This window comes from Rothia mucilaginosa ATCC 25296, assembly GCF_000175615.1.
GTDB classification, from domain to species: domain Bacteria; phylum Actinomycetota; class Actinomycetes; order Actinomycetales; family Micrococcaceae; genus Rothia; species Rothia mucilaginosa.
This window is the reverse complement of the sequence record NZ_ACVO01000015.1, coordinates 335,356-357,324: the sequence shown is the minus strand read 5'-3', so window position 1 is coordinate 357,324 and position 21,969 is coordinate 335,356. Positions and strand designations below refer to the sequence as shown.

The window sequence follows — 21,969 nt, the reverse complement described above, 5'->3', positions numbered from 1 at the left end:
GAAGCCTCCCAGGGGTAAATACGGGGTGATAACGGCGGGCGGAACAACCGCGTGAGGTTGTCTACCACCACCATACAGGGGCGGGTAGCTCCCCCGTCCAGGGCGCGGCGCTAAGTTCCACAATCTGCAGAACCTATTTACAGCAGTGAGGTATCGCCGTCCATGCTCACACGGATGCGCGTACCCACCCCACCGCCAGGGTTCTCCGCCAGCCACTGCTGGGGCGCCGCCTCAATCACCACGCTACCGCCGGACGCCGCCACACGCTGAGTCATACCCGTCAGCCCGTTACCGCGGGCATCGCCCACACCCACGCCGTTATCGAGGATGTCCAGACCGGTTGCGCTCAGACGCACCCGCGCCGCGTTCGCACCGGAGTGGCGCACCATGTTCGTGACCGCCTCACGCAGAACCCAGGAGAACAGCTTCGCGTTCACACCGGCAACCGCGAGCGCGTTCTGCGCCTCGGGCAGTTCGGCGCGAATACCGGCGGTCTGCAGGGCACGTCCCGCCCCCTCAATCTCGCCCGAGAAGTCGGGCACGCGCAGGCGCGTCACGGTTGAGCGAACCTCCGCCAGGGATGCGCGGGACAGCTGCGCGATTGCCTCCATCTCGGCGCCGGCGCGGGCGGGGTCAATCTCCAGCAGGCGCTGCGCCAGCTCCGCTTTGAGGGTGATGACGGTCAGGGAGTGGCCGAGCACGTCGTGCACGTCGCGGGCAATCTCTTCACGTTCCTCGGAGAGCGCCAGGGATGCACGCGCTACGTCCGCACGTTCGCCGAGCTCAATCAGGTAGGAGAAGCCCAGCATGCCCACCATCGGCGCACCGATAAAGAGGGCGATACCGCCGCGCGCGGTGACGTCAAAACCGCTGCCCGCCATAAAGATTAGCCAGCAGACCAGGGCAATCGTCGCTGCCACACCGAAGCGCAGGCGGTACGGGGCGATTGTGCCAAAAATCCAGAACGCCACAAAGTACATGCTGAACGACAAGAACACCGTATACGCCGATTCCAGCCGCAGCGCCGTCAGGCCAGCCACAGGCAGAGCCATCAGTATCGTCCAGATGACGCTTCGACGCACCGTGGAGGCGACCGGCACCAGCCACGGCACCGCGTACGCCGAGCAGTTCACCACCGCAAACAGCGCCACCAGCGCCACACCGGCCCAGCGCACCGGCCCCAGCTCCGGGGTGGTGAGGAAGCTGTCCAGCGGCATGAGCAGAAACACCAGCCACGGGGCGCTAAAGCCCAGCGCCAGCCAGTTCACGTTGCCGCTGCGTTCGCGGTGGAGGAAGCGGAAGCGGTGCTTGCCCAGGGTGCGCTTCGCGGCGGAGGGTGCCACCTCGTTCTCTGCGTGGGGGTGTTCGTTCTCGTAGGAATGGGTGTGGGTTTCGGTCATGGTTCTAGCCTAACGTGCGGGTGCCGCGGGTGCAGATACCACCGGTGCGGCGGTGTCAGTAGCGGCAGTGTTAGTAGATACAGCCTGAGTAGGTACGGCTTCCGCCGCAGCCTCGGGAGCCCCTGATACTACGGAACCCTTGAGACTGCGGCGGGAAGAAGCATTTAGCGGCGGGTTGCGCGGCGCATCAGCAGGGCAGAAACACCCAGGAAGATAGCCGCCCACACAACCAGGCTCACCACTGCGTACCAGAGCGGCTCGGTCACGAACCAGTCCTCACCACCCAGAATAATGGTCTGACCTGCGCTGAAGGGGTAGCGGGCAATCTCAGCGGCACCGTACAGCGGGGTGAAGCGGGCGTACTTCAGCAGGTCGGTGCTCAGCGGGGAGAACACGGTACCGAAGAAGCTCATAATCACCAGCAGACCGTTCGCAATGGACACGGCGTTCTCGTTACGAATCAGCAGACCCATCATGATGCCGTAGAAGGCGAACACCAGACCGCACAGCACCGTCAGCGCGCCGGCTGCAAGCTGCTGGTTCACGGGGATTTCAACACCGGTGAACATGCCCACAATGTTCACCGCAATCACCGGCACCGCAGAAATCACCAGGGCGGTCAGCGCCTTCGCGCCCAGGTACTTGCCGGTGGTCAGCGGGGTCAGCGCCAGCTGGCGGTTCCAGCCGCTGGAGAGCTCGGTGACGGTGCTGCCGCTAATCGCCACGGTGTTCTGCACAGCACCGTACAGCGCCATGCCAATCATGACGTACGCTGCTACGTTGCCGTCGCCCATCGGCTGGGAGGAGTAGTCCTGCATCGCGCCGAAGAGCAGGAAGAAGACGATGGGCAGTGCCACGCCGAAGAAGAAACGGTCGGTCGAGAGGATAGAAGCGCGGATGTCGTAGAGTGCGTAGCGGAGCATGATGTTTTCCTTGAGGTGTGTAGCGGCGGCGTAGCGTTTAGATGGTGTGGTGTTTAGGCAGCCTAATGTTTAGGCGTCGGATGCCTTGGAGGCGGCGGCCTGCTCGGTCAGCAGGGTGAAGGACTCGTCCAAGGAGGGCTTGGTGACCTCCAGGTCGCTGATGCTGTAGTTGTTCAGCAGAGTGCGCAGTACCTGCTCAATCTCCAGCACGGAGATGCGGTGGCGGTACCCGCCGGACTCTTCGGTGACCTCGACCGGAACATCCAGGTCGGTGATGGGTGCGGGTGCGAGGAAGGAAAGGTGGCGGTGGCCGGTCAGGGCGCGGATCTCGTCGGAGGAGCCGTCAGCGATGATGGAGCCGGATTCCATGAGCACGATGCGCTGGGCGAAGTTCTGTGCTTCTTCCAGGTAGTGCGTCGCAAAAAGAATGGTCGTTCCTCGTTCTGCGATGGCTTCCATACGCTCCCAGAAGGTGCGGCGTGCGTTCACGTCCATGCCGGCGGTCGGCTCGTCCAGAATCAGCAGTTCCGGCGAGTGCATGGTCGCCAGGGCGTAACGCAGACGCTGCTGCTGACCGCCCGAGCACTTGCCAACCTTACGCTTAGCGATATCGGTCAGGTCGGCGCCGGCGAGTACCTCATCCACGTCGATGGGCTTGGGGTACAGCGCGGCAATCATCTCGACCGTGGCGCGGATCGTCAGGTCCTTGAGCAGGCCACCGGTCTGCTGAACCGCACCGAGCAGACCGGCGCGTGCCGCCTCGGAAGCGTTGCGACCGAAGACGCTCAACTCGCCGCCGCTGGGCTGGGTCAGACCAAGAATCATGTCGATGAGGGTGGTCTTACCTGCACCGTTGGGGCCGAGCAGGGCGATGATTTCGCCGCGCTTGACGGTCAGGTCAATCGAGTCGACGGCGACCACGGTGCCTGCCGCACGGGTGGTGAAAACCTGGCGGAGGGAGCGGGCAGAAATAACGGTTTCTGCGGTGTTGTTCTTGCTGTTCTGAAGTGCTGCGGTGTTCATGTTTCTATTACACCTCCGGTTTTCGCGCCGCTGCGGTACAGAGTGTCATGACCTGCACATGACAAATGTCATGAGTTGAGGACATGCGAGCGTCGCGGCCGGTTACGCGAAGCGGGGGCTCCGTCCTCAAGGCGCCCCAGCACCGCAGAGGGGGCACTCCCCCGCGAGCGGAACCCGGCGCGTACCGCTATCCCAAGCCGTGCATCCTCGGGCACGAAAGACCCCGCGTAGCGAGACCGCGAAGCAGCAGAGGCGGTCACGCGAAGCGGGGGCTCCGTCCTCAAGGCGCCCCGGCGCCGCAGAGGGGGCACTCCCCCGCGTAGCGTGAACGTGAAGCAGCGCAAGTATCCCTACCCATGCATCCCGCACATCAGATACAAAAATCCCCGTATCCGCCCCACTACGGGGAAGATACGGGGATTATTCGCAGTATTTGGGCTATCTAGCCTTTATCGAGTGGGCTTAGCGCCGCGGCCACCGAGCTGGCGGCCTACGTTCTCGTCATTCTTCAGGGCGGAACGCAGTTCCTTCGGCAGGGAGAAGAGAATATCTTCCTTCGCGGTCTCGACCTCTTCGATGGTGCTGTAGCCGTACTTGGCGAGCAGAGCCAGCACCTCCTGAACCAGAACCTCGGGTACGGACGCACCGGAGGTCAGGCCCACGGTTGCTACACCCTCGAACCAGGACTCGTCGACCTGGTGTGCGAAGTCCACACGCTCGGCACGCTTAGCGCCGTATTCGAGTGCCACTTCCTTCAGGCGCACGGAGTTCGAGGAGTTCGCCGAACCCACCACGATGACCAGGTCTGCGCGCGGAGCAATTTCCTTGATAGCGCCCTGGCGGTTGGAGGTTGCGTAGCAGATGTCGTCCGAGGGCGGATCCTGCAGAGACGGGAAACGCTCACGCAGACGCGCCACGGTTTCCAGGGTCTCATCCACGGACAGGGTGGTCTGAGAAATCCAGACGACCTTCTCCGGGTTGCGAACGGTCACCTGGTCCACCTCGTCGGGCGAGTTCACGATCTGGATGTGCTCGGGCGCCTCACCGGCGGTACCCTCGACCTCTTCGTGGCCGGTGTGGCCGATGAGCAGGATGTCGTAGTCCTGCTTGGCGAAGCGCACAGCCTCGCGGTGCACCTTGTTCACCAGCGGGCAGGTCGCGTCAATAGTATTCAGGGAGCGGTCGCCAGCTGCGGAAACCACCGCCGGGGACACGCCGTGCGCCGAGAACACGGTCACGGAGCCTTCGGGAACTTCATCCACTTCATCAACGAAGATAGCGCCCTGCTTCTCCAGGGTCTCCACCACGTGGCGGTTGTGCACAATCTGCTTGCGCACGTAGACAGGCGCACCGTAGTGCTCCAGCGCCTTCTCAACAGCAATCACGGCACGGTCAACGCCTGCGCAGTAACCGCGCGGGGTGGCGAGCAGGACTTTCTTCTCACCGGTGACGGGTGCGGCGGCTTCAACGTCGGCGCGGCTGCGGCGCTCGCGGGGTACGGGCGGCAGGCCCAGGGCAATAGTTTCAGTGGACATGGTTACTATCCTACGTTGTTCGGACTTTTAGTGTGTGATGACTGTGGCACCGCTCGCAGGGCTACGTCCCAGGGCAATGAGGCGAATCAGAATACCGAGCAGCAGGGCGAGGATCGCCATGACCAGCCCGTAGCTTGCCGCCGCCTGCAAGTGCCCGGTCAGTGACGGTGCAAGCTGGTTCCATGCCCCGGTAATCAGTGCCGTTCCGGCGGTGCTGTGGCTGGTAATTCCCAGGGATTCAGGGCTTTTGGAGCCAAACCAGGCTGCGGCGCCCCAGCCCAGCAGTGCGTAGAGCAGAGCCGTGACCACCGGTACCAGGATGCGGTGCCTGGGTGCCAGCAACGTAGCCAGCAGCAGGCTCAGCACCGAGATGATGGTCAGCGGCACGGTGGATTTGCCCAGCGCGGCGGCACGGTTAATGCCGGCATGCAGGTACCACTCCTGCTGCTCCTGCTGGTTGTTGCCGTCCTTCAACCGGTCAATGTTGAGGGTTTCAGGGCCGAGCTTCGTCAGGTCCGGGTCGAAGGAGCCGATAGAGCCGACCTTCGCATCCAGCGCACGGTAGAAGGGGGTGAGCACAATGACGGCGGGGCCGTCCTGGTGTTCGAGGTTGTAGCGGCGAGTTTCCTCGGCTATTTCCTTCCAGAGGCTTCGATATTCTTCAGTTTTTGACAGCTCAGCCGCGGAACGGTTGAGCAGGGAACGTATGCCGTCTTGTGTCGGCTTTACAAGAATGGAGTATAAGCCGCTTTGTTTGGTGCCGTCGAGGAAGGTTGTCATAGCCTCGGAGTTCATGAGGTCTTCAACCGCACCGTCCGCGATGCGTGAGGCAAGCTGCGAGTCCTCTGCCAGGGTGGAGGAAATCTGCGAGAAACCGCGCTCTGACATGAGCTTAGAGTTCACCCAGGCACCCGTGGTCGCACCCAAACCGGTCACCAGGGCCAGCGCGCACAGCACAACGGTCAGGAACCTCCGCAAACCTGCCGCGAAGGGAGGCTCCGGGGCGGCATGCAGTTCAGCCTTGGTGGGGGCTGCGGCGTGGCCGAGCGTGCGCGTGGGCTGTAGCAGGGTGGTGTCTTCGTCCGCCGTATAGTAGCCGTCCGTGCGGGTAATCCGGGTGTCGACGACTCGGGTCGCGTCCGCCGGGTAGTTTTGCGCGCCAGTACCCGCCGCTGACGAAGCCGCGGCGGTGTTGAGGGCGTTGTTCTGATGTGCTGACTGATCGGGTGAGCGCATGAGCCTAGGGTACCCGCTCACAGTGTTCAAAGCCGATTCAGACCCGCAGAATGCGCCAGAAGCTAAGTTCTGCCTGCACTGCGTGCAAGCTACCCGAGTCGCCAGGCTGACCTGTAAGCAGGCGCATAACCGACCAATCAGGGACAATAGAAGGTATGAACTTCTACAACCCCTCCGCAGTGCAGCTGGCACCCGCACTGGTGGTGCCGCCCGTGCACGAGCGGCAGCTTCCCGGGAAGTCTCAGGAAACCACCGCCACCAACCCCTGGCCCCTCGCCCTGCTCGCGCAGAACCTCAAAAACTACGTAGACAAGGTTCCCGAGCTCTGGGTGGAGGCGCAGGTCGCCTCCCTCAACGGCCGCGGCGGCAACGTCTTCATGGAGCTCAAAGACCTCAACGAAGATTTCTCCTTCACCCTCGCGCTCTTCGGGCGTGCCGGTAGCGGCCTGGCGGCTGACGTGACCGTAGGCGCTCGCATCGTCACCCGCGCCAAGCCGAGCCTGTGGAAGAACGGCAAGCTCTCCCTCATCGGCAAGGAAGTGTACGCGGTCGGCACCGGTAACCTGCACGAGCAGCTGCAGCGTCTGCGTGAAGCTCTCGCCGCTGAGGGGCTGTTCTCTGACGCGCGGAAGAAGCCGCTACCCATGCTACCGAACCGCGTGGGTCTGATTACGGGTCGCGATTCTGACGCGGAGAAGGACGTTATCCGTAACGCCTCCCTGCGCTGGCCCGGCGTGGTTTTCGAGGTGCGCAATACCCGCGTTCAGGGTGAGGGCGCGGCGGCTGAGGTCATTGCGGCTCTCGCCGAACTGGACGCCCACCCGGAGGTGGACGTCATCGTCATCGCCCGAGGCGGCGGCTCTTTCGAAGACCTGCTGCCCTTCTCCGAGGAGGCGCTCATCCGCGCCGTCGCGGCGGCCACCACCCCGGTGGTCTCGGCAATCGGCCACGAGGCGGACTCCCCCATCCTCGATGCGGTCGCCGATCTGCGCGCCTCCACCCCCACCGATGCGGGTAAGCGCATCGTGCCCGATATTTCGGAGGAAACCGCCCGCATCACCGAAGCCCGCGCCCGCCTGGACCGCGCGGTACTCGGCTACGTGGGCATGCAGATGAACTACATTGCCCAGCTGCGAAGCCGCCCGGTGCTCACCCACCCGGAGTCCTCCCTGCTCATGCGTGTGGAAGAGCTGAGCCAGCTACGCGAGCGCGCTCACCGTTCGGTGCAGCACCGTCTGGAGCGTGAGTCGGCGACTCTGTCGCATACGTTGGCGCGGGTGCGTTCGCTCTCGCCTGCGCAGACGCTCAACCGCGGCTACTCCATCGTTCAGGATGCCGCGGGCGCTATTGTGCGTGACGCTTCGGCACTGAGCAAGGGCGAGCAGATTACGGTGCGTGCGGCGACCGGTTCGGCGCAGGCGACCGTGACCTCCACGGATCCTTCGAACATCTCCTAAACCCCGATACCCCTAGTTTTTACCCCTGAAAGGTTCCTCAATGAGTGAGAATATTAGCTTCAACAGCGCCGAGCTGGGCGCACCCGTCGAAACCCTCGGCTACGAGCAGGCACGTGCCGAACTGGAGCAGGTCGTACGCCAGCTGGAGTCCGGCGCCAGCGACCTGGAGACCTCCATCGCCCTGTGGGAGCGTGGCGAGGCGCTCGCTGCCCGCTGCGAGGCGTGGCTGCAGGGCGCGCAGGAGCGCCTGAACGCGGCACGCGGCGCACAGGCCGGTCAGGATAACCTGGCAAACTAAAGCCGCTTCCAGCACCCGTTCTGGCACATCCGCCAGCTGTCAAATAAAAATAGCCTGCCCCGCAGCTCATCAGAACTGCGGGGCAGGCTATTTCTGTCTATATGTAACAGAGGCGGGAAGGCTAGTGCTTCTGCTTGTAGTCAGCCATGAAGTTACCCAGGCGCTCCAGGGCGCTGGTGAGGGTCTGCGTATCGGGCAGGAACACCAGGCGGAAGTGGTCCGGGTCCTTCCAGTTGAACGCGCGGCCGTGGCTGAAGAGAATCTTCTGGCTCTTCAGCAGATCCAGGGCGAACTGCTCGTCGTCGGTAATGTCGAAGCGCTCAACATCAATCTTCGGGAACAGGTAGAGCGCACCGTCCGCGCTGGTGCAGCTGATACCGTCAATCTCGTTGAGCATCTTGTGCGCCAGGGTGCGCTGCTCGTACAGGCGGCCGCCGGGAACAATCAGCTCATTAATGGACTGGTAGCCGCCGAGCGCGGTCTGGATTGCGTGCTGTGCCGGAACGTTGGCGCACAGGCGCATGGAGGCGAGCAGGTGAATGCCTTCCAGGTAGCTGGAAGCGTCCTTCTTCGGGCCGGTGATAGCGACCCAACCCGCACGGTAACCGCAGACGCGGTATGCCTTGGACAGGCCGGAGAAGGTCAGGCAGAGCACGTCGTCGCCGGTGAGGGTCGCCATGTTGATGGCCTCTGCGCCATCGTAGGTAATCTTTTCGTAAATCTCATCAGAGAACACGACCAGACCGTGCTCGCGTGCCACATCCACAATCTGCTTAAGCACGGAACGCGGGTAGACGGCACCGGTGGGGTTGTTCGGGTTAATAACCACGATTCCCTTGGTACGCTCGGTAATCTTCGACTTAATGTCTTCGATGTCCGGGTACCAGTTGTTTTCCTCATCGCAGAGGTAGTGCACGGGCTTGCCGCCGACCAGCGCGGTGGCTGCGGTCCACAGCGGGTAGTCGGGCATGGGGACCAGGATTTCGTCGCCGGTCTCGCACAGTGCTTGCAGGGTCATCGGGATCAGCTCAGATACACCGTTACCCAAGTAGATAGATTCGGTGTCGAGGTTCATGATGCCGCGGTTCTGGTAGTGGTGCACAATGGCGGTACGTGCCGAGTAGAGGCCGCGGGAGTCAGAGTAGCCCTGAGTTTCGGGCAGGTGACGAATGATATCCATCATGATGGCATCCGGCGCCTCAAAGCCGAAGGGCGCGGGGTTACCAATGTTCAGCTTGAGGATGCGGTGGCCCATCGCTTCCATGCGATTGGCTTCATCCAGAATGGGGCCGCGGATGTCGTACAGGACGTTGCTCAACTTTGAGGACTGACGGTACTTCGTCATGATGATTTACTTTCTAGGGTGATCCAAAATGAATTGTGCTGCGTCGTCATCTGCGATGGGGTTGGAACCGCTAGTCAGACGCAGCAGGAACGAGAGGTTACCCGTGTCTAATGTAGATGATACGCGGTTAATTGCCGTCCGGGCGCTATCTGGCAGGGTACGGCGAATAATGGGCACCAGTTGCTGCTGCAAAAGCGCCGTCGAGGGGTCTTCCAGGGTGACCAGGCGATTCTCTTCAATCGCGGAGTCGCTGCTGTGCAGCAGGGTCACCTGCACGGTGTCTGCGGTGAGGGCGTTGACGCGCTCGGCGGGGTCGTCTTGAATCTTCGGGTCGTGCACACGGTAACGGTAGAGGCTACGCAAAGAATCCACGCCGTAGGTGCCGCTGGAGTACCCGGTCGGAATGGAGAACGCCAGGGAAGACTGCACCTCACGCAGGTTCGCGAGGGAGTTGAGCTTGTGGCGGGCACTCACGGCGCGGGTGGTGACCAGTACATCCTTGTTGGTGGCGTGGGCGCCGTTGAGGAGCATGAGCTCTTCGGGCAGGATGCGCGAGATGGCGTTGGTCATGTCGGTGGTGCTCATGGCGCGCAGGTTGATGGGGTCTGCGGAGCGGGTGGAGCTTGCGGTGGGGCTTGCGGTTGCGTCCGTAGCATGCGCGGAGGCGGTGCTCTCCTCCGCGGTGGGGGTAGCTGCCGGGGGCAGGGTCACGCCTGCGGCTTGAGCGGAGGCACTCACGGAGGCGGCAATACGTTCGTTCTGGGCGGCGGCAGGGCTGATTTTGCCGTCGTCGGTCAGGTAGAGCAGCAGGTCTCCACTGTAGTCGATGACCAGGTCCAACGATTCAAGGGCCGCGGCAGTGGTGCTACCGGTTGCCTCGTCGTCGGGCAGAGTAGCGGTAGGGGTGGCGGAATTAGCCGAAGGAACCATGAGCCCGCGCAGGGCGGCGGCGCGGCTGTTATCGGTGTCAACAAGTTCGACGGTGTAGCCGACCTGTCGCAGGGCGCGTGCGTACACGTGCGCTACGGCGCGCATCTCACGCAGGGCGCCGTAGCCGATACGCAGGGTACCGTAGCTGGAGGCGGAAGGGTCCACCTGCGGGGTTGCGTCATTATTCCCGCAAGCGGCAAGCAGCGGCATGAGCGCCAGGGAGGTGAGCGCCGCACGGCGGGTGAGGGTTAGTCGGTTCATTAGGGAAGCTTCCGTGCGTTCTCGTCGGCAAGAAATTCGCGGTATTCGCGTGCCCAGCTGGCGGCGTTCGAGTAGCCCATCATGGAGGCGACCTCGTCGATGAGGGTGCCGTAGCGGATGGTGTCCAGCTCAGCGATGGGTACCCAGCGTGCCGTGTCGGAGGAGCCGTTGATTTCGTGGCGCAGTTCGCCGGTGACAATGTGGGCACGGAAAACCACCCGCAGGGCGCAGAAGGGTAGCGCTTGCGGGTCTTTCTGGGTGGAGCGCACGGGGAAGTGTCCGGCGTGCACGCCCAGAATGTCTTCAATGGCGACGCTGTAGCCGGTCTCTTCGAGGGTCTCTCGCAGCGCGGTTTCGTCGGCCTGTTCGCCGGGTTCCATGCCGCCGCCGGGCAGGGACCAGAGGGGGCTGAGCGCGCGGTCTTCGGGCACCCAACGGGTCATGAGCAGCTTGCCCTGCTCAATGATCACTGCGTAGGCTGCGGGTCGGGTTTCCATTGCTAATGCCATGGTTTGATTTTACCGTCTATCGTTCGTTAGCGTTTCTTGCCGCGGCGTGCGCTGGCGGCTTTGGCGGACTGTCGAGCGTGCTGGCGCGCGTTGCCGTTTTTCTTGGCGTTGGCACGCTTTTTATCGCGTGCTTCGCGGCGGGCATTGGCGGCTCGTGCCTTCGCTTTTTCCTTTGCCTTTTCAGCGGCGATACGTTCGGCGCGTGCCTGTCGGGTTTCGCTACCGCGCTCGCTAGTTGCGGTGCGGCCACGCACAATACCGATGAAGTCCTGCAGGAGCGCTTCGAGCTCTTCGCTGCGCGGCTCGCCCTTGGGGGCACGCGGCCACACCAGGTGCACCGGGTAGAGGTCCAGGCCCACAACGGGGCGGTAGGTGAGGTCCTTGCGGTGGTAGAAACGCGCAATGGACATGGGCACAATGTACAGGCCCACACCGGCGGCAACCAGCTCGATGGTTTCCTTATCGGTCAGACCTTCAGGCACAATACGACCGGCGCTCTCACGCCATGCGCGGGAGACTTCCTCATAGGCGGGAATATCGGAGGCGGGCTGCAGCAGGAACTCTTCGGCAAGCTCCTCCACGGGCACCTCATCAAGCACGGTGAGCACATGGTCCACCGGCAGAATGACCACGGGCAGCTCCTCGTAGAGGCGGATGCTATGGTACTTCTCGCCGTCGGTGCTTGCCGGTTCACGGTCGGGGCGCACAATGCTCATGTGCGCGAAGGGGTTCTCGGGTACGTCCTTACGCTCAATGGGGGCGTGCTCGGTAGCCTCAGCGCTAACCTCGACGGGCGTCTCGGAGACAGCGGCACCCTCTTCTGCGGATCCAGCAGCGGGGTTATCGGCGGGATCAATCAGGCACAGGTCCTGACGCAGAGAGTCCAGGCCGCGCGCCTCACGCACGGGCACCTCCGCCAGCTGCACGCGGTCACCGAAACGCTCATGCCAGCGGTTGAACCACTTACCGGGCATAATCGCCGGCACGTAGCTAACACGCAGCACGGAGCGCTGCAGCACGGGGACGGGCAGAGCCTCCGGAGTCTGGATCATTGCCAGCTGCTCAGGATGCAGGTACACGCGGGTGGGAGCCTCGGCGGGCGCTTCGGTTTCTACCTGGTCGGTAGCATTTTCGGACGCGCTGAACTCGGGGTCGATTGCGGTGAGGGCAGGGTCGTTGACGGGCTGCTCTTCGGGGGTGCCTGCGGTGGAGGATGCGGATGAACTCATCCCTCCACGCTAGCACATCTTGGGCGGGGGCATTGAGGCTAGGTGAGCGGCCTCAACCCGGCGAGATAGTGCACCTATCCCCCGCTGAAGGTAGGACTAGTTCTCGGCGATGTTATCCGCTGTGTTCTCAACGGTTTCGCGATTAATGCGGCGTTCGCGCAGCTGAGTCACAATGACCAGCACCGTAATAACGAGGGCAAGGGCGAGCGGGAACATCCACGGCTCCAGGCCGAGGGCCGCAAGAATTGCGAAGCCAATGGTGGTGTAGATGCACGCCCACATGAAGGTTCCAACCAGCATCGCGGGAACCCATCGGCGCAGAGGCATTTTCGTGAAGCCAGTCGTGATGATGACCGCGGTTTGCAGACCCACGGTGAGAAAGCAGAGGGGCACAGCAATAACGCCCCATCGGTTGATGAAGGTGCGTGCTTTGCGATAGAGAGGGCTGTCCATTGCTTTGCGGATGCGGTCGAGGCGGGCGCCGCCTTCAGCAGCGAGCGCGCCAAGAGCGTACACGATGCTGGTGCGGACGATGCCAACCACCCACATGAAAGCTAGGGCAACCTCAATCGGGAGTGCGTCAAACCAATCTTTCACCCGGCTATTCTCTCATGAGTGGGCGATATTGACCTGATTGAAGGTTCTTTGAGGCTTCTTATTCGACATATAGAGGTGGCAGAAAAAAATTTTTAAACTTTTTTCGGTCGGGGTTATTGCCCCTTGTCGCCTGCAATGGCGCGGATTTCACTTAGGTAAACCTTAGTTTATTGACAGGGTGTCGCTATTTTCAGCTTGTCACCCGCACGGGAATTAGGATATATTTTTATTACCGAATAGGGCAGGCCTTGTGGGAAGGCCTTCCTAATCGGTCTAGAAGACTTTCTTCCTGTGTGTGATGCTAGAAAAGGAACCCCATGGACGGGGTTCCTTTTCTTTTTAACCACCCCAGTACCACCAGACCACCCCAGCACCACTAGGGAAAGCAAAACCCCCGACAGCGTAAACTGTCGGGGGTTTTGCACATAGTGAAAGCTAAAGCTTACTTCTTATCCTGACGGTGCAGAGCACTCAGCGGCTTGGGCAACTGAACCGGATTCCAGGTATTGCTCACCGCCTCAAAGGAGGAGCCAGCACCGGGGTGGCGGTTCGTCGAACGAACACCACCGGTCGCAGTAGCACCGGTCGAAAGAGCCGAATCGTTCAGCGAGGCGATATCCAGAGCATCAAACTCGGAATCATCCAGGACGTCCGGCAGAGGAATCTCTTCGGGAATCGACTGAGCGGGAGCCTGGGTAGCAGGTGCCACAGGCGCCTGGCGGACGGGCGAGCCGTCGCGCAGAGCCTGGCGAGCCACCGGCTGAGCCGACTGAATAGCTGGCTGCTGTGCGGGAGCCGCTACCGGCTGTGCGGGTGCCTGAGCGGGGGCCTGCTGAACCTGAGTAGGCTGAACGGGCTGTGCAGGCTGAGCGGGAACCGCAGGTGCCTGAGCGGGCCGACTCGGAACTACCGGAGCCTGCGCTACCCGCTGAGGCTGTGCCGCAGTACGCGGTGCACCGGAGGAAGTAGCGGAACCGCTCTCCTGATCAAAGAGCACGCTACCACGGCGAATCGGCTGGAAACGGCTCGGACGCTGCTGCTGGCGACGCTCCTGACGGTGTGCGACGGGCGCCTCCGCCGCGCGGGCAGAACGGGCAGGTACGGCACGAGAAGAATGAGCAGGTGCCGCAGCAGGCGCTTCCGCACGAGGAGCCGCCTCGGGAGCCTCATCGGAGGACTCCACCACGATGTGCGCGCGGCTCGGACGTGCCGCCTCGCGGTTCACACCATGTACAGGCTTGCGGGTAGTAGCCTCACGGGTGGCGGGGCGAGCATGATGCGCAGGCTCTTCAGCAACTTCAGGCTCCACACCCTCAGCCGCCGAGTCCTCTACAGGCTCAGAAGCGTCATCGCCGGCTTCTTCATGTTCATCGGACTCTTCGTAGGCTTCGTCCTCAGCTTCGTCATCCTCATCACCTTCTGCCTTAGCTTGGCGTGCATCGCGGCTCGCCTTGACCTGGTTAGCAACAGACTCCAGCAGACCAAAACGGCTCACAGCCCATGCACCACCGGCAAGAATCAGGAAGAGAACAGCCCAACCCCACGCCAGCACATCAAAGAGCGCCAGAAGACCGGTAACCAGGGCAAGAACACCCAGACCAGCTGCAACCAGCAGGGCAATACCGCTCGGGCTCGAAGTATCAAAGTAGGACAGCGGCGAGGACTTTGCCTCCTCCACCACCGGAATCTCATCGGTGTAGGGGGCAGTCGGGGAAGATTCGCGAATCTGCGAAATAGAAGCCGTATCCGGGGCAGACTGAACAGCATCCTCTACGGCGTGAGAGGAACGAGAAGAAGCCTGCGGAAGAGCAGAAGAGGGCAGGGAGGTGCCCGGCGCCACCGCATGATCGGAGGACTGGTACGCCTCCGACTCGTTCAGCAGCACACCCGCGGAGGCGAGAATATCCTCTGCTGTACGCTCGGCACTAATCAGGGGACGTTCAGGCTCCATGACAGGGCCAGCGGGCGCGCGACGCAGGCTCCTGGGCACAAACCACAGCAGCAAAATCACGGTCAGAATTACCAACACGCCGGAGGTGTTCAAAAGCGTCATATTCAGGTCGCCCTCTATCGTCCCTTTATCCCTAGACTTTAATCATACCCTTATATTCCCAATGCTTTCCATAAGCGGCAAGAATCGGGCTGGATATGCACATATACCCCAGACGGAATATGCACACTACAACGTCGTCGCGTCCCTGCACAAGGCACACCCTGGGCCCTCACCCAGTAGCATTCCAAGCACATAATAGACACATACGACGCAAAGGAAGGCGCCCTCCCTTGGGGCTAAAACGCCCCACCGGAAAGAACGCCTTCCTCAGCGTGGTTGGTATTTATCGGTTGCCCTCTTTAGAGAGCGGATGCAGAGTAATTAGCAGTTCTCTGCGACAAAGTCCTTCAGCCATGCGCGCAGGTCGTCACCGAACTCGGGGCGCTCAGCAGCAAGAATAACGTTTGCCTTCAGGTAGGACAGCTTGTCACCGGTGTCGAAACGGCGGCCGGAGAAGACCACACCGTAGACACCTTCGCCTTCGCCCTCACCCTGAGCCAGGGTCTGCAGAGCGTCGGTCAGCTGAATCTCGCCGCCGCGGCCCGGAGCGGTGTTCTCCAGAACTTCGAAGACCTTCGGGCTCAGAACGTAACGGCCGATCACAGCGTAGTTCGAGGGAGCCTCATCAGCCGCAGGCTTCTCAACCAGACCGGTAATTTTAACGAAACCGTCTTCGCCCTCAACAGCCTCAATAGCAGCTGCGCCGTAAGCAGAAATAGCCTCGCGGGGAACCTCCATCAGAGCAACGACAGAACCGCCGGTGCGCTCCTGGACCTCCACCATACGAGCGAGCAGGTCTTCCTTCTCATCAATCAGGTCATCGCCGAGCAGAACAGCGAATGCTTCGTCACCAACGTGGCGCTTTGCGCGCAGAACAGCGTGGCCCAGACCCTTGGGGTCGCCCTGACGCACGTAGTGCAGGTCGCCACCCATCTCATTGGTAGCTACCACGGATGCGAGTAGGGCGTCCTTACCCTGCTCAGCGAGCTGCTGCTCCAGAACGGGAACGCGGTCGAAGTGATCCTCGAGAGCGCGCTTGTTACGGCCGGTAATCATCAGAACGTCGTTCAGACCGGCACGGATTGCTTCCTCCACCACGTACTGAATCGCGGGGCGATCAACGACGGGGAGCATTTCCTTGGGGGTTGCCTTCGTTGCGGGCAGGAATCGGGTGCCCAGACCAGCAGCAGGAATAACTGCCTTAGTAACAGACTTAATTTCAGTAGCCATGCCACAAGAATACCCTAAGTTATAAAGTACTTAAGGCGATTTATAGACACTATGACATGAAAAAATCTTCAACGTGACTAACTACATATCCACAGCGACCCATTCTTCGGTGTGCAAAGAAAATGCACCCCACAGAACTCAGCACTATTTTTCTCAAACCCTATACTAAAAAGTGGAATCCACGTCCCCGCAGATATAGGTCAATTTTCACCACCCACCAGGGCAGTTTTACCCTGCGCACGGATGCCTCTCAGCCACGGATACCTCTCAGCATAGAGTGAACGCACCTTACTTCCTACGGGACGCGCCACTCCCCCCAACCCTTCACACAAGACCCGCAACGACGATGGGACACACCATGCACCTCAACACCACCCCCGCCACCAGCAACTCTGACGCCGGTGCCAGCGCAGACGATATCTCCCTAGACAAAGACATTCTCCGCTCCCAAATCCGCCCGCGCCGCCTCACCGCACGCAGCCACCGCGGCGAACACGGCCAGCAGCAGATGGAGGAGCTCTTCACCGCCCACATCCTCGAAGCAGTCGCACAGCGGGTCCACTCCCCCGGTATCATCGCGGCGTACCTGCCCACCAAGTCCGAACCGCCCATTGTCCAAGCACTAAACGCTCTCCATGAGCAGGGACACCGCATCCTCGTGCCCGTCGTACGCCCCGGTCGCAAACTCGCCTGGGTGCACTGGGACCCCACCGTTGAGCATCCGCTCAGCCCCATGGGCATCCCCGAACCCGAAGGCGAAGAACAAGACACGCAAGCATTCATTGACGCCGACCTGCGTCTCATCCCCGCCCTTGCTTTTGATGCAGGCGGGCACCGCCTCGGTCAGGGAGGCGGCTACTACGACCGCATTATCCCCCTGCTCAGCGACCAGCAGCTCACCGGCCGGAGCATCGGCATTGTCTTCAGCGACGAAATCTACGAAACCATTCCCTACGACCAGTGGGACGCTATTCTACCGGTGATTCTCACCGAGCGGGGCATTTTCCTCGCTCACCAGCAGGGCTAAAAGCACCCGGCTCACCCACGCCCGATTCGCTCTTGATTGACACCCAAATCTTTATGCAAAAACGCAAAGATATGCAGGAACACACCAACAAAATCACTCACGAAAAAGGTAAAAAGAAACAGAAATAGCTATTTGAGAAGAAAACGCAAATAGCTCCCAACCTTTCAAAAGCGGTACACTCAAACCACGTTAATAAACCATCCCAGCGAAAACGGATACAGAAGGACAAAATGCCGGTCTACGTTTACCAGTGCAAGAATTGCAACCATGTCTTTGAACAGCGCCAGTCCTTTAGCGACGATGCACTGCGCATCTGCCCGCAGTGCGGCGAAGAAACCCTGCGCAAGCGCTACAACACCGTCGGAGTGACCTTCAAAGGTTCCGGCTTCTACAGCACCGACAAGGGCAACTCCTAAACGGGGTCCCACACCAGCCCAAAAGAGGGGCGGGGCAACACACGTTGCCCCGCCCCTCGGCGTTTTAATAAGTGCTCTCCCTCAGGAAGACGCTACACGATATTGTTACCCCAATGCGGAGGACGCTGCTGACGCATCCATTCCAGACGCTCACGCTCCTCCGGGGTCAGCGGCTGCGCAGAAGCAGCCACCTTCTGAGAACTCGCCTTCTGGGAGTTCTGGTTCTGAGCATCAGTTTTCTTCGCGGAAGCCCCCGCAGCAGACGATGCACCCGAAGCCACCACCGGAGGCGTAGTCACGCCCACCAGCAGAGGCTCAGCCCCGCTCACCGAACCGCCGCCGCTCACACGGCGGTGACCGCGGCGAGGCTTCGGCGTCGACGAATAACTAGCCACGGACCTCAGCGCCCTCATCCATATCCAGGTAGTGCAGCACGCGCGCCACCACGGCGTCCGGATCAGCAAATACTTCCAGGGTGCCCAGCGTAATGTAGTTCCAGCCCGTGCGGCTCAGACGCTCCGGCAGCAGACGGGTACGCTCACGCACCGAAGCACGCGCATAATTCTGCTCGCCATCAGAGCACGCCACCAGCGGCATAGCCGCCGGAACACTCGGGTTCGAAGAGACCACGGGAGCCACACCCAGCGCGGGAACCGGCTCAGCCGCCAGCTTCTCCGGGGCGTGCGCAATCAGAGCGATATCGCCCTCACCGCGGCTCACACGCACACCGCGAGCCTGCAGACGCGCCACCAAATCGTTCAAAAGCCAGTCGCCCAAATCCGGGGTGTCCGCGTCGTCGGCGGCCAAGAACGCGTTACGCGGCAGGGTCTCCGGCACGCGCTGTGCCTTCGCTTCCACCTCTTCACGCGCCTGACGTTCCGCGTGTTCACGCAGCAGGTGGTAGAAATCTACCGCGCCATGATGCAGCTTCTGCGGGTCCAGCTCGGAGGGGTCAATGCACGAGACAATGCGCAGGGCACGGCGTGCACGAGTCAACGCCACCACAAAGCCCTGGCGGCCATGCTCAGCAGACAGCTGACCCAAATCGTAGGACGCCTGACCCAGGCGGGCACGACCCACACCCAGGGAGAAAATCACGGTATCGCGTTCGAGGGTCTCGGCGCGGGTCAGGTCGACCACGCGGAAAGACTCCTCACCAGCGGCGAAGAACGGCGCCAGCTGCGGGTACAAGCTCAAGGCATGACGCACCGACTCAGCCACACGCTGAGCGTGCTTCGGGCTAGCCGTCACCACCGCCAGCGAACGATCCGGGGTACGGTAGGCGTGCTCAAGCACCAGGTTCGTCACGCGCTCCACTTCAACACCGGGCGAATCCAGGTTCGCGTTATCGCTCACTTTACCGCGAGTATCAATGTACTCAACGGTCAGCGAACCGGCGGGCTGGGCGGAGGCGCGGCTCACCGGAGCCGCATGCAGCTGCGAACCGTAGAACTCACGGTTCAGGTAGTCCAGAATCACCGGGTCCATGCTACGGTGCAGCATCGCCAGGGTGCGGTTGGGCAGTACGGTAGCGAGCACGTCGAAGGTGCTGTCCAGCTGCTCACCTGCCGGTTCCGGCGCCCCAAAGGTCGGGGCGGACACGATGAACGGCGAGGGGTAACCCGAATGCGGGTCACCCAGGGCAATCACCTGGTCGGCGCGAGTAATCGCGGGCAGGTTCGCCGCCAGCGGGGTCGACTCGGAGTCCAGCAGCAGCACCGTATCAAAACGCATGGAGGCGGGAACCTTACGCGCCAGGGCGAAGGGGCTCGCAGTCCACAGCGGCAGCAGGGTACGTGCCATCACCGGGGCGTGAGTCAGCAGCTCCTCGAGCACGAACTCGTAGCCGCGCAGCTGGCTCTTCAGGTACGCTGCCTGATCATGCTTAGACTCAATACGCTCAGTCCACACGCGAGCAACCTTCGCCAGCAGACGCGCCGGGGCGCTAGTCATGTGGGCGTAGTCGGCACGGCGGAAACGGGACTCCATATCGCGCAGGCGGTCGCCGTCCAACAGTTTACCCTCGTGATGCTGCAGCAAGAACTCCAAGGCAGACTGCCACCAGGCAAGCTCCAGTTCAGCGGAAACAACCTCGGTCGGAACCTGACGCGCGTACAGGTCATCGAGCAGCTCCGACAGGCCGCGCTCACGCAGCTTCTGGGTCAGGGCGTCACGCTCCGGTAGGGTCATGAGCAGCACGCGGTCCGCCATGAGGGCGTCCAGGCGCGCGTCCAGGGCATCCAGGTCGGTGCGTACAAAGTCGGTGCCCTCAACGGTGTCAGCCAGGACAATACCTAGGCCCGCCAGTTCAGACACCAGGGAGTTCAGGGCGGCAGCCAGCTGATCCAGGTTCTCAGGAATCTGCGGGGTGCGGGGCGCCTCAATGTGGCGAATCCACTCGGCACGCTCGGCCTGAACAATCTTCAGCTGCTCGTGCAGGTCACCAATATTCACGCCGGGCAGGATGTACTCCTTTGCCGCGCGGCGCAGGCGGGAACGCTGCATACTGCTCATCTCGATGCCGTTCTCACGACGCCACGAACCGGATGCAGTCGCCGCAATCAGGTCGGTCACTGGACGGTCGTAGACGTCTGCGCGGAAACGCTTGAGCGTCTCACGGATGCGCATCAGAATCGCCAGCTGCGACTCCCACTCGGCGATGGTACGACCCGTGCGCAGACCCAGCATGGCGCTGGTGCGGTTCATTGCCTCGCGCAGGTTCAGCAGGGAGGACTTGAGGGTAATGACCAGGGCGTACGCCTCGGCGGCTTCCTCGTCATTGACTAGGCGGGCGCGGTACCACGGGGAGGTACGCGAAGCCGCCGCAAAACCATCAATCTCGCCTAGGCGCACCAGCTCGGCACGCACCTGCTCGCGCTCCATGAGCGCATCAAGCATGGGTCGGTCAAAACGCACGCGGGTTGCCGGGCCGTCCTCGGAGGCGGTCAGCTCAGCCAGACGCTGTAACGCCGAGTAGACGGAAATCTGCCAGTTCGCATCCTTGTTCAGCAGGGCGCGGGTGTGGTCGAGCAGCGCGGCGCGGGTCGCGACGAGCTCTTCGTTCAGGTCCTCAGAGTTCGGCTCTTCCGCACCCTCATTGCGCACAATGGCGCGAATGAACTCAGCGCGCTGAGCCTCGGAGTCGTGCTCGGCAAGCAGATCGTAGCGCAGGCTCTCAATGCCGGTGCGCTTGAGCAGCGCCGAGAACTCGGCAAGGGTGGAGCGCTTCTCACCCACCACGAGCACGGACTTACCGCGACCCATCAGCGCTGAAGCAATGTTCACGGCGGTGCGCAACGGCTCGGTGCCGGGTGCCGCAGTGATAGTGAAGGAGAAACCGCTGACCGCGGTGTCGATAATCTCCTGGGCGTTCGCATCAGCGTCCAGCAGGAGCATTTCTTCTGCCGGGTCGCGCTGGTCCAGGGGCTGCTGCAGGTTGTGGGCGTTGAGCTCGCGCGGCTTCACGCCGGGAACCTTCAGTGCCGCCAGGTCACGAACCAGCGGGGTGATGGCGGTGTGCGGCAGCTCGCCCAGGCTTTCCTTCAGGTCAGCAAAGGTGGAGATGAAATACTTCGACTCAATGGTCATGCCCGGAATACGACCGGCAGATGCGCGCATACGCTCGATAACCGGCTCGGGGTCCAGGCGGGACATGGAGTTCGCCAGCTGCGCCACGTCCATAGTGCCCAGGTCGATGCCGTACTCCTGCTTGATCTGGCGGACCATCGCCGGGTTCAGGCGTGCGGAACCGGCGAGGCGCAGCTCGAAGTCGTCATCCTTCGGGTGCGGGGTGATGCTCAGCGGCGCCATGAGAATCGGTGCGATGAAGCGCTTCTCGTAGGCGGCGGCATCCTCGCGGGTGTCGTGTGACAGCCAGGAGGCGGTACCCGCCACGAAGTAGCCGGAGTCCAGGCCGTGGTCGGTGGCGAGTTCGTAAATTTTGGTACGCAGGGTGCGTGCGGAGCGCATACCCGCCTCGAGCTGCGACTTGTCGCGCAGAATCGTGGAGAGGCGGGTCTTGCGTCCGGCGAGTAGCTGAGCCAGACCGGAGGGGTTTGCTTCGGACAGGTCGATGTGCACGTAGTCGACCTGGTTGAAGTCGAGCATCGCGTCCGGTCCAGTGTAGACGTCCATCTGTTCTGCCCAGCGCTCAAGCCCCGCCGAGGGGTCGAAGTCCTCGTGGGCGGGGTTCAGGTGTGCGGGCAGCTCGGCGATGTTGATTTCGTCGGCTACTTCGTGGGTTTCCTCTGCTGAGGTCGCGGCGGCTGCGGCGGGCTGAGCAGTATCAGCCGGGGTGCCGGGTGCGTGTTGCGCGTCGGTAGGCTCGGGAATCTGGTTCACGTCGTGAGTGTCCTTGTGGGTCAGTGCGGTGTACGTTTGCGCGTACACACCGAAGATGGTGGTTCTTCCGGGGTCCTCTGCCCGGTGTGCCCCATGCTGTACTTCAAGCGGGGCGGGTGTCAGCGTACGCCTGCGTGCTTAGTGTGCCCGCGTGCTTGC

General features: G+C 62.0%; 18 protein-coding genes. 4 read left to right on the top strand and 14 right to left on the bottom strand.

All coding sequences use genetic code 11. The features are described 5' to 3' along the window. Positions 1–137: 137 nt before the first annotated feature. From ROTMU0001_RS05015 to ROTMU0001_RS04995, 5 genes are all read right to left on the bottom strand, one after another. Positions 138–1,400 (bottom strand): sensor histidine kinase, encoded by a 1,263-nt coding sequence (locus ROTMU0001_RS05015; protein ID WP_005508460.1) that lies wholly within the window; start codon positions 1,398–1,400, stop codon positions 138–140. Positions 1,401–1,564: 164 nt separating this feature from the next. Further along, complete coding sequence (locus ROTMU0001_RS05010; protein WP_005508459.1) at positions 1,565–2,323, bottom strand: ABC transporter permease; 759 nt, start codon at positions 2,321–2,323, stop codon at positions 1,565–1,567. Between the two features lie 69 nt (positions 2,324–2,392). Then, on the bottom strand, positions 2,393–3,346 hold the full coding sequence (locus ROTMU0001_RS05005; protein WP_005508458.1) for an ABC transporter ATP-binding protein: 954 nt from the start codon (positions 3,344–3,346) through the stop codon (positions 2,393–2,395). Between the two features lie 449 nt (positions 3,347–3,795). Beyond that, on the bottom strand, positions 3,796–4,881 hold the full coding sequence (locus ROTMU0001_RS05000; RefSeq protein WP_005508457.1) for a 4-hydroxy-3-methylbut-2-enyl diphosphate reductase: 1,086 nt from the start codon (positions 4,879–4,881) through the stop codon (positions 3,796–3,798). Between the two features lie 27 nt (positions 4,882–4,908). Continuing rightward, positions 4,909–6,117: a hypothetical protein gene (locus tag ROTMU0001_RS04995; RefSeq protein ID WP_005508456.1), complete on the bottom strand. Its 1,209-nt coding sequence runs from the start codon at positions 6,115–6,117 to the stop codon at positions 4,909–4,911. Between the two features lie 155 nt (positions 6,118–6,272). Between ROTMU0001_RS04995 and xseA the strand changes: the two genes are divergently transcribed. Together xseA and ROTMU0001_RS04985 are read left to right on the top strand one after the other, a co-directional pair. After that, positions 6,273–7,574 (top strand): exodeoxyribonuclease VII large subunit, encoded by a 1,302-nt coding sequence (gene xseA / locus ROTMU0001_RS04990; RefSeq protein ID WP_005508455.1) that lies wholly within the window; start codon positions 6,273–6,275, stop codon positions 7,572–7,574. Between the two features lie 40 nt (positions 7,575–7,614). Continuing rightward, entirely contained in the window at positions 7,615–7,872 is a 258-nt protein-coding gene (locus tag ROTMU0001_RS04985; RefSeq protein WP_005508454.1) for an exodeoxyribonuclease VII small subunit, read from the top strand. A 121-nt stretch (positions 7,873–7,993) separates the two neighbouring features. On the opposite strand, the gene ROTMU0001_RS04980 is transcribed toward ROTMU0001_RS04985, so the two are convergent. The 7 genes from ROTMU0001_RS04980 to galU form a co-directional block, all read right to left on the bottom strand. Further along, positions 7,994–9,217 carry a pyridoxal phosphate-dependent aminotransferase gene (locus ROTMU0001_RS04980; RefSeq protein WP_005508453.1) on the bottom strand — a complete coding sequence of 408 codons (1,224 nt, stop codon included), beginning with the start codon at positions 9,215–9,217 and terminating at the stop codon, positions 7,994–7,996. Between the two features lie 6 nt (positions 9,218–9,223). After that, positions 9,224–10,408, bottom strand: coding sequence for a glycine betaine ABC transporter substrate-binding protein (locus ROTMU0001_RS04975; RefSeq protein ID WP_005508452.1), 1,185 nt, complete (start codon positions 10,406–10,408; stop codon positions 9,224–9,226). Next, positions 10,408–10,917, bottom strand: coding sequence for an NUDIX domain-containing protein (locus tag ROTMU0001_RS04970; protein ID WP_005508451.1), 510 nt, complete (start codon positions 10,915–10,917; stop codon positions 10,408–10,410). Before ROTMU0001_RS04970 ends, ROTMU0001_RS04975 begins: the two co-directional genes overlap by 1 nt. 26 nt (positions 10,918–10,943) lie before the next feature. Then, entirely contained in the window at positions 10,944–12,146 is a 1,203-nt protein-coding gene (locus tag ROTMU0001_RS04965; RefSeq protein ID WP_005508450.1) for a LysR substrate-binding domain-containing protein, read from the bottom strand. Between the two features lie 96 nt (positions 12,147–12,242). Then, entirely contained in the window at positions 12,243–12,743 is a 501-nt protein-coding gene (locus tag ROTMU0001_RS04960; protein ID WP_005508449.1) for a DedA family protein, read from the bottom strand. 442 nt (positions 12,744–13,185) lie between these two features. Beyond that, positions 13,186–14,796, bottom strand: a complete 1,611-nt coding sequence (locus ROTMU0001_RS04955) for a hypothetical protein (protein WP_005508448.1) — start codon at positions 14,794–14,796, stop codon at positions 13,186–13,188. A gap of 321 nt (positions 14,797–15,117) precedes the next feature. Beyond that, the gene (gene galU / locus ROTMU0001_RS04950; protein WP_005508447.1) at positions 15,118–16,026 is read right to left on the bottom strand and encodes a UTP--glucose-1-phosphate uridylyltransferase GalU; all 909 of its coding nucleotides are present in this window, start codon (positions 16,024–16,026) and stop codon (positions 15,118–15,120) included. A 358-nt stretch (positions 16,027–16,384) separates the two neighbouring features. Here galU and ROTMU0001_RS04945 point away from each other — a divergent pair, with 358 nt between their 5' ends. Together ROTMU0001_RS04945 and ROTMU0001_RS04940 are read left to right on the top strand one after the other, a co-directional pair. After that, entirely contained in the window at positions 16,385–17,053 is a 669-nt protein-coding gene (locus ROTMU0001_RS04945) for a 5-formyltetrahydrofolate cyclo-ligase (protein WP_155115048.1), read from the top strand. Between the two features lie 230 nt (positions 17,054–17,283). Next, a complete protein-coding gene (locus ROTMU0001_RS04940) occupies positions 17,284–17,469 on the top strand; it encodes an FmdB family zinc ribbon protein (RefSeq protein WP_005508445.1) in 186 nt (61 codons plus the stop codon). A 92-nt stretch (positions 17,470–17,561) separates the two neighbouring features. On the opposite strand, the gene ROTMU0001_RS04935 is transcribed toward ROTMU0001_RS04940, so the two are convergent. Together ROTMU0001_RS04935 and ROTMU0001_RS04930 are read right to left on the bottom strand one after the other, a co-directional pair. Beyond that, positions 17,562–17,864, bottom strand: coding sequence for a hypothetical protein (locus ROTMU0001_RS04935; protein WP_005508444.1), 303 nt, complete (start codon positions 17,862–17,864; stop codon positions 17,562–17,564). Then, positions 17,857–21,858, bottom strand: coding sequence for a DEAD/DEAH box helicase (locus tag ROTMU0001_RS04930; protein WP_044142319.1), 4,002 nt, complete (start codon positions 21,856–21,858; stop codon positions 17,857–17,859). The genes ROTMU0001_RS04935 and ROTMU0001_RS04930 overlap by 8 nt, the downstream gene beginning before the upstream one ends. Between the last annotated feature and the right edge of the window lie 111 nt (positions 21,859–21,969).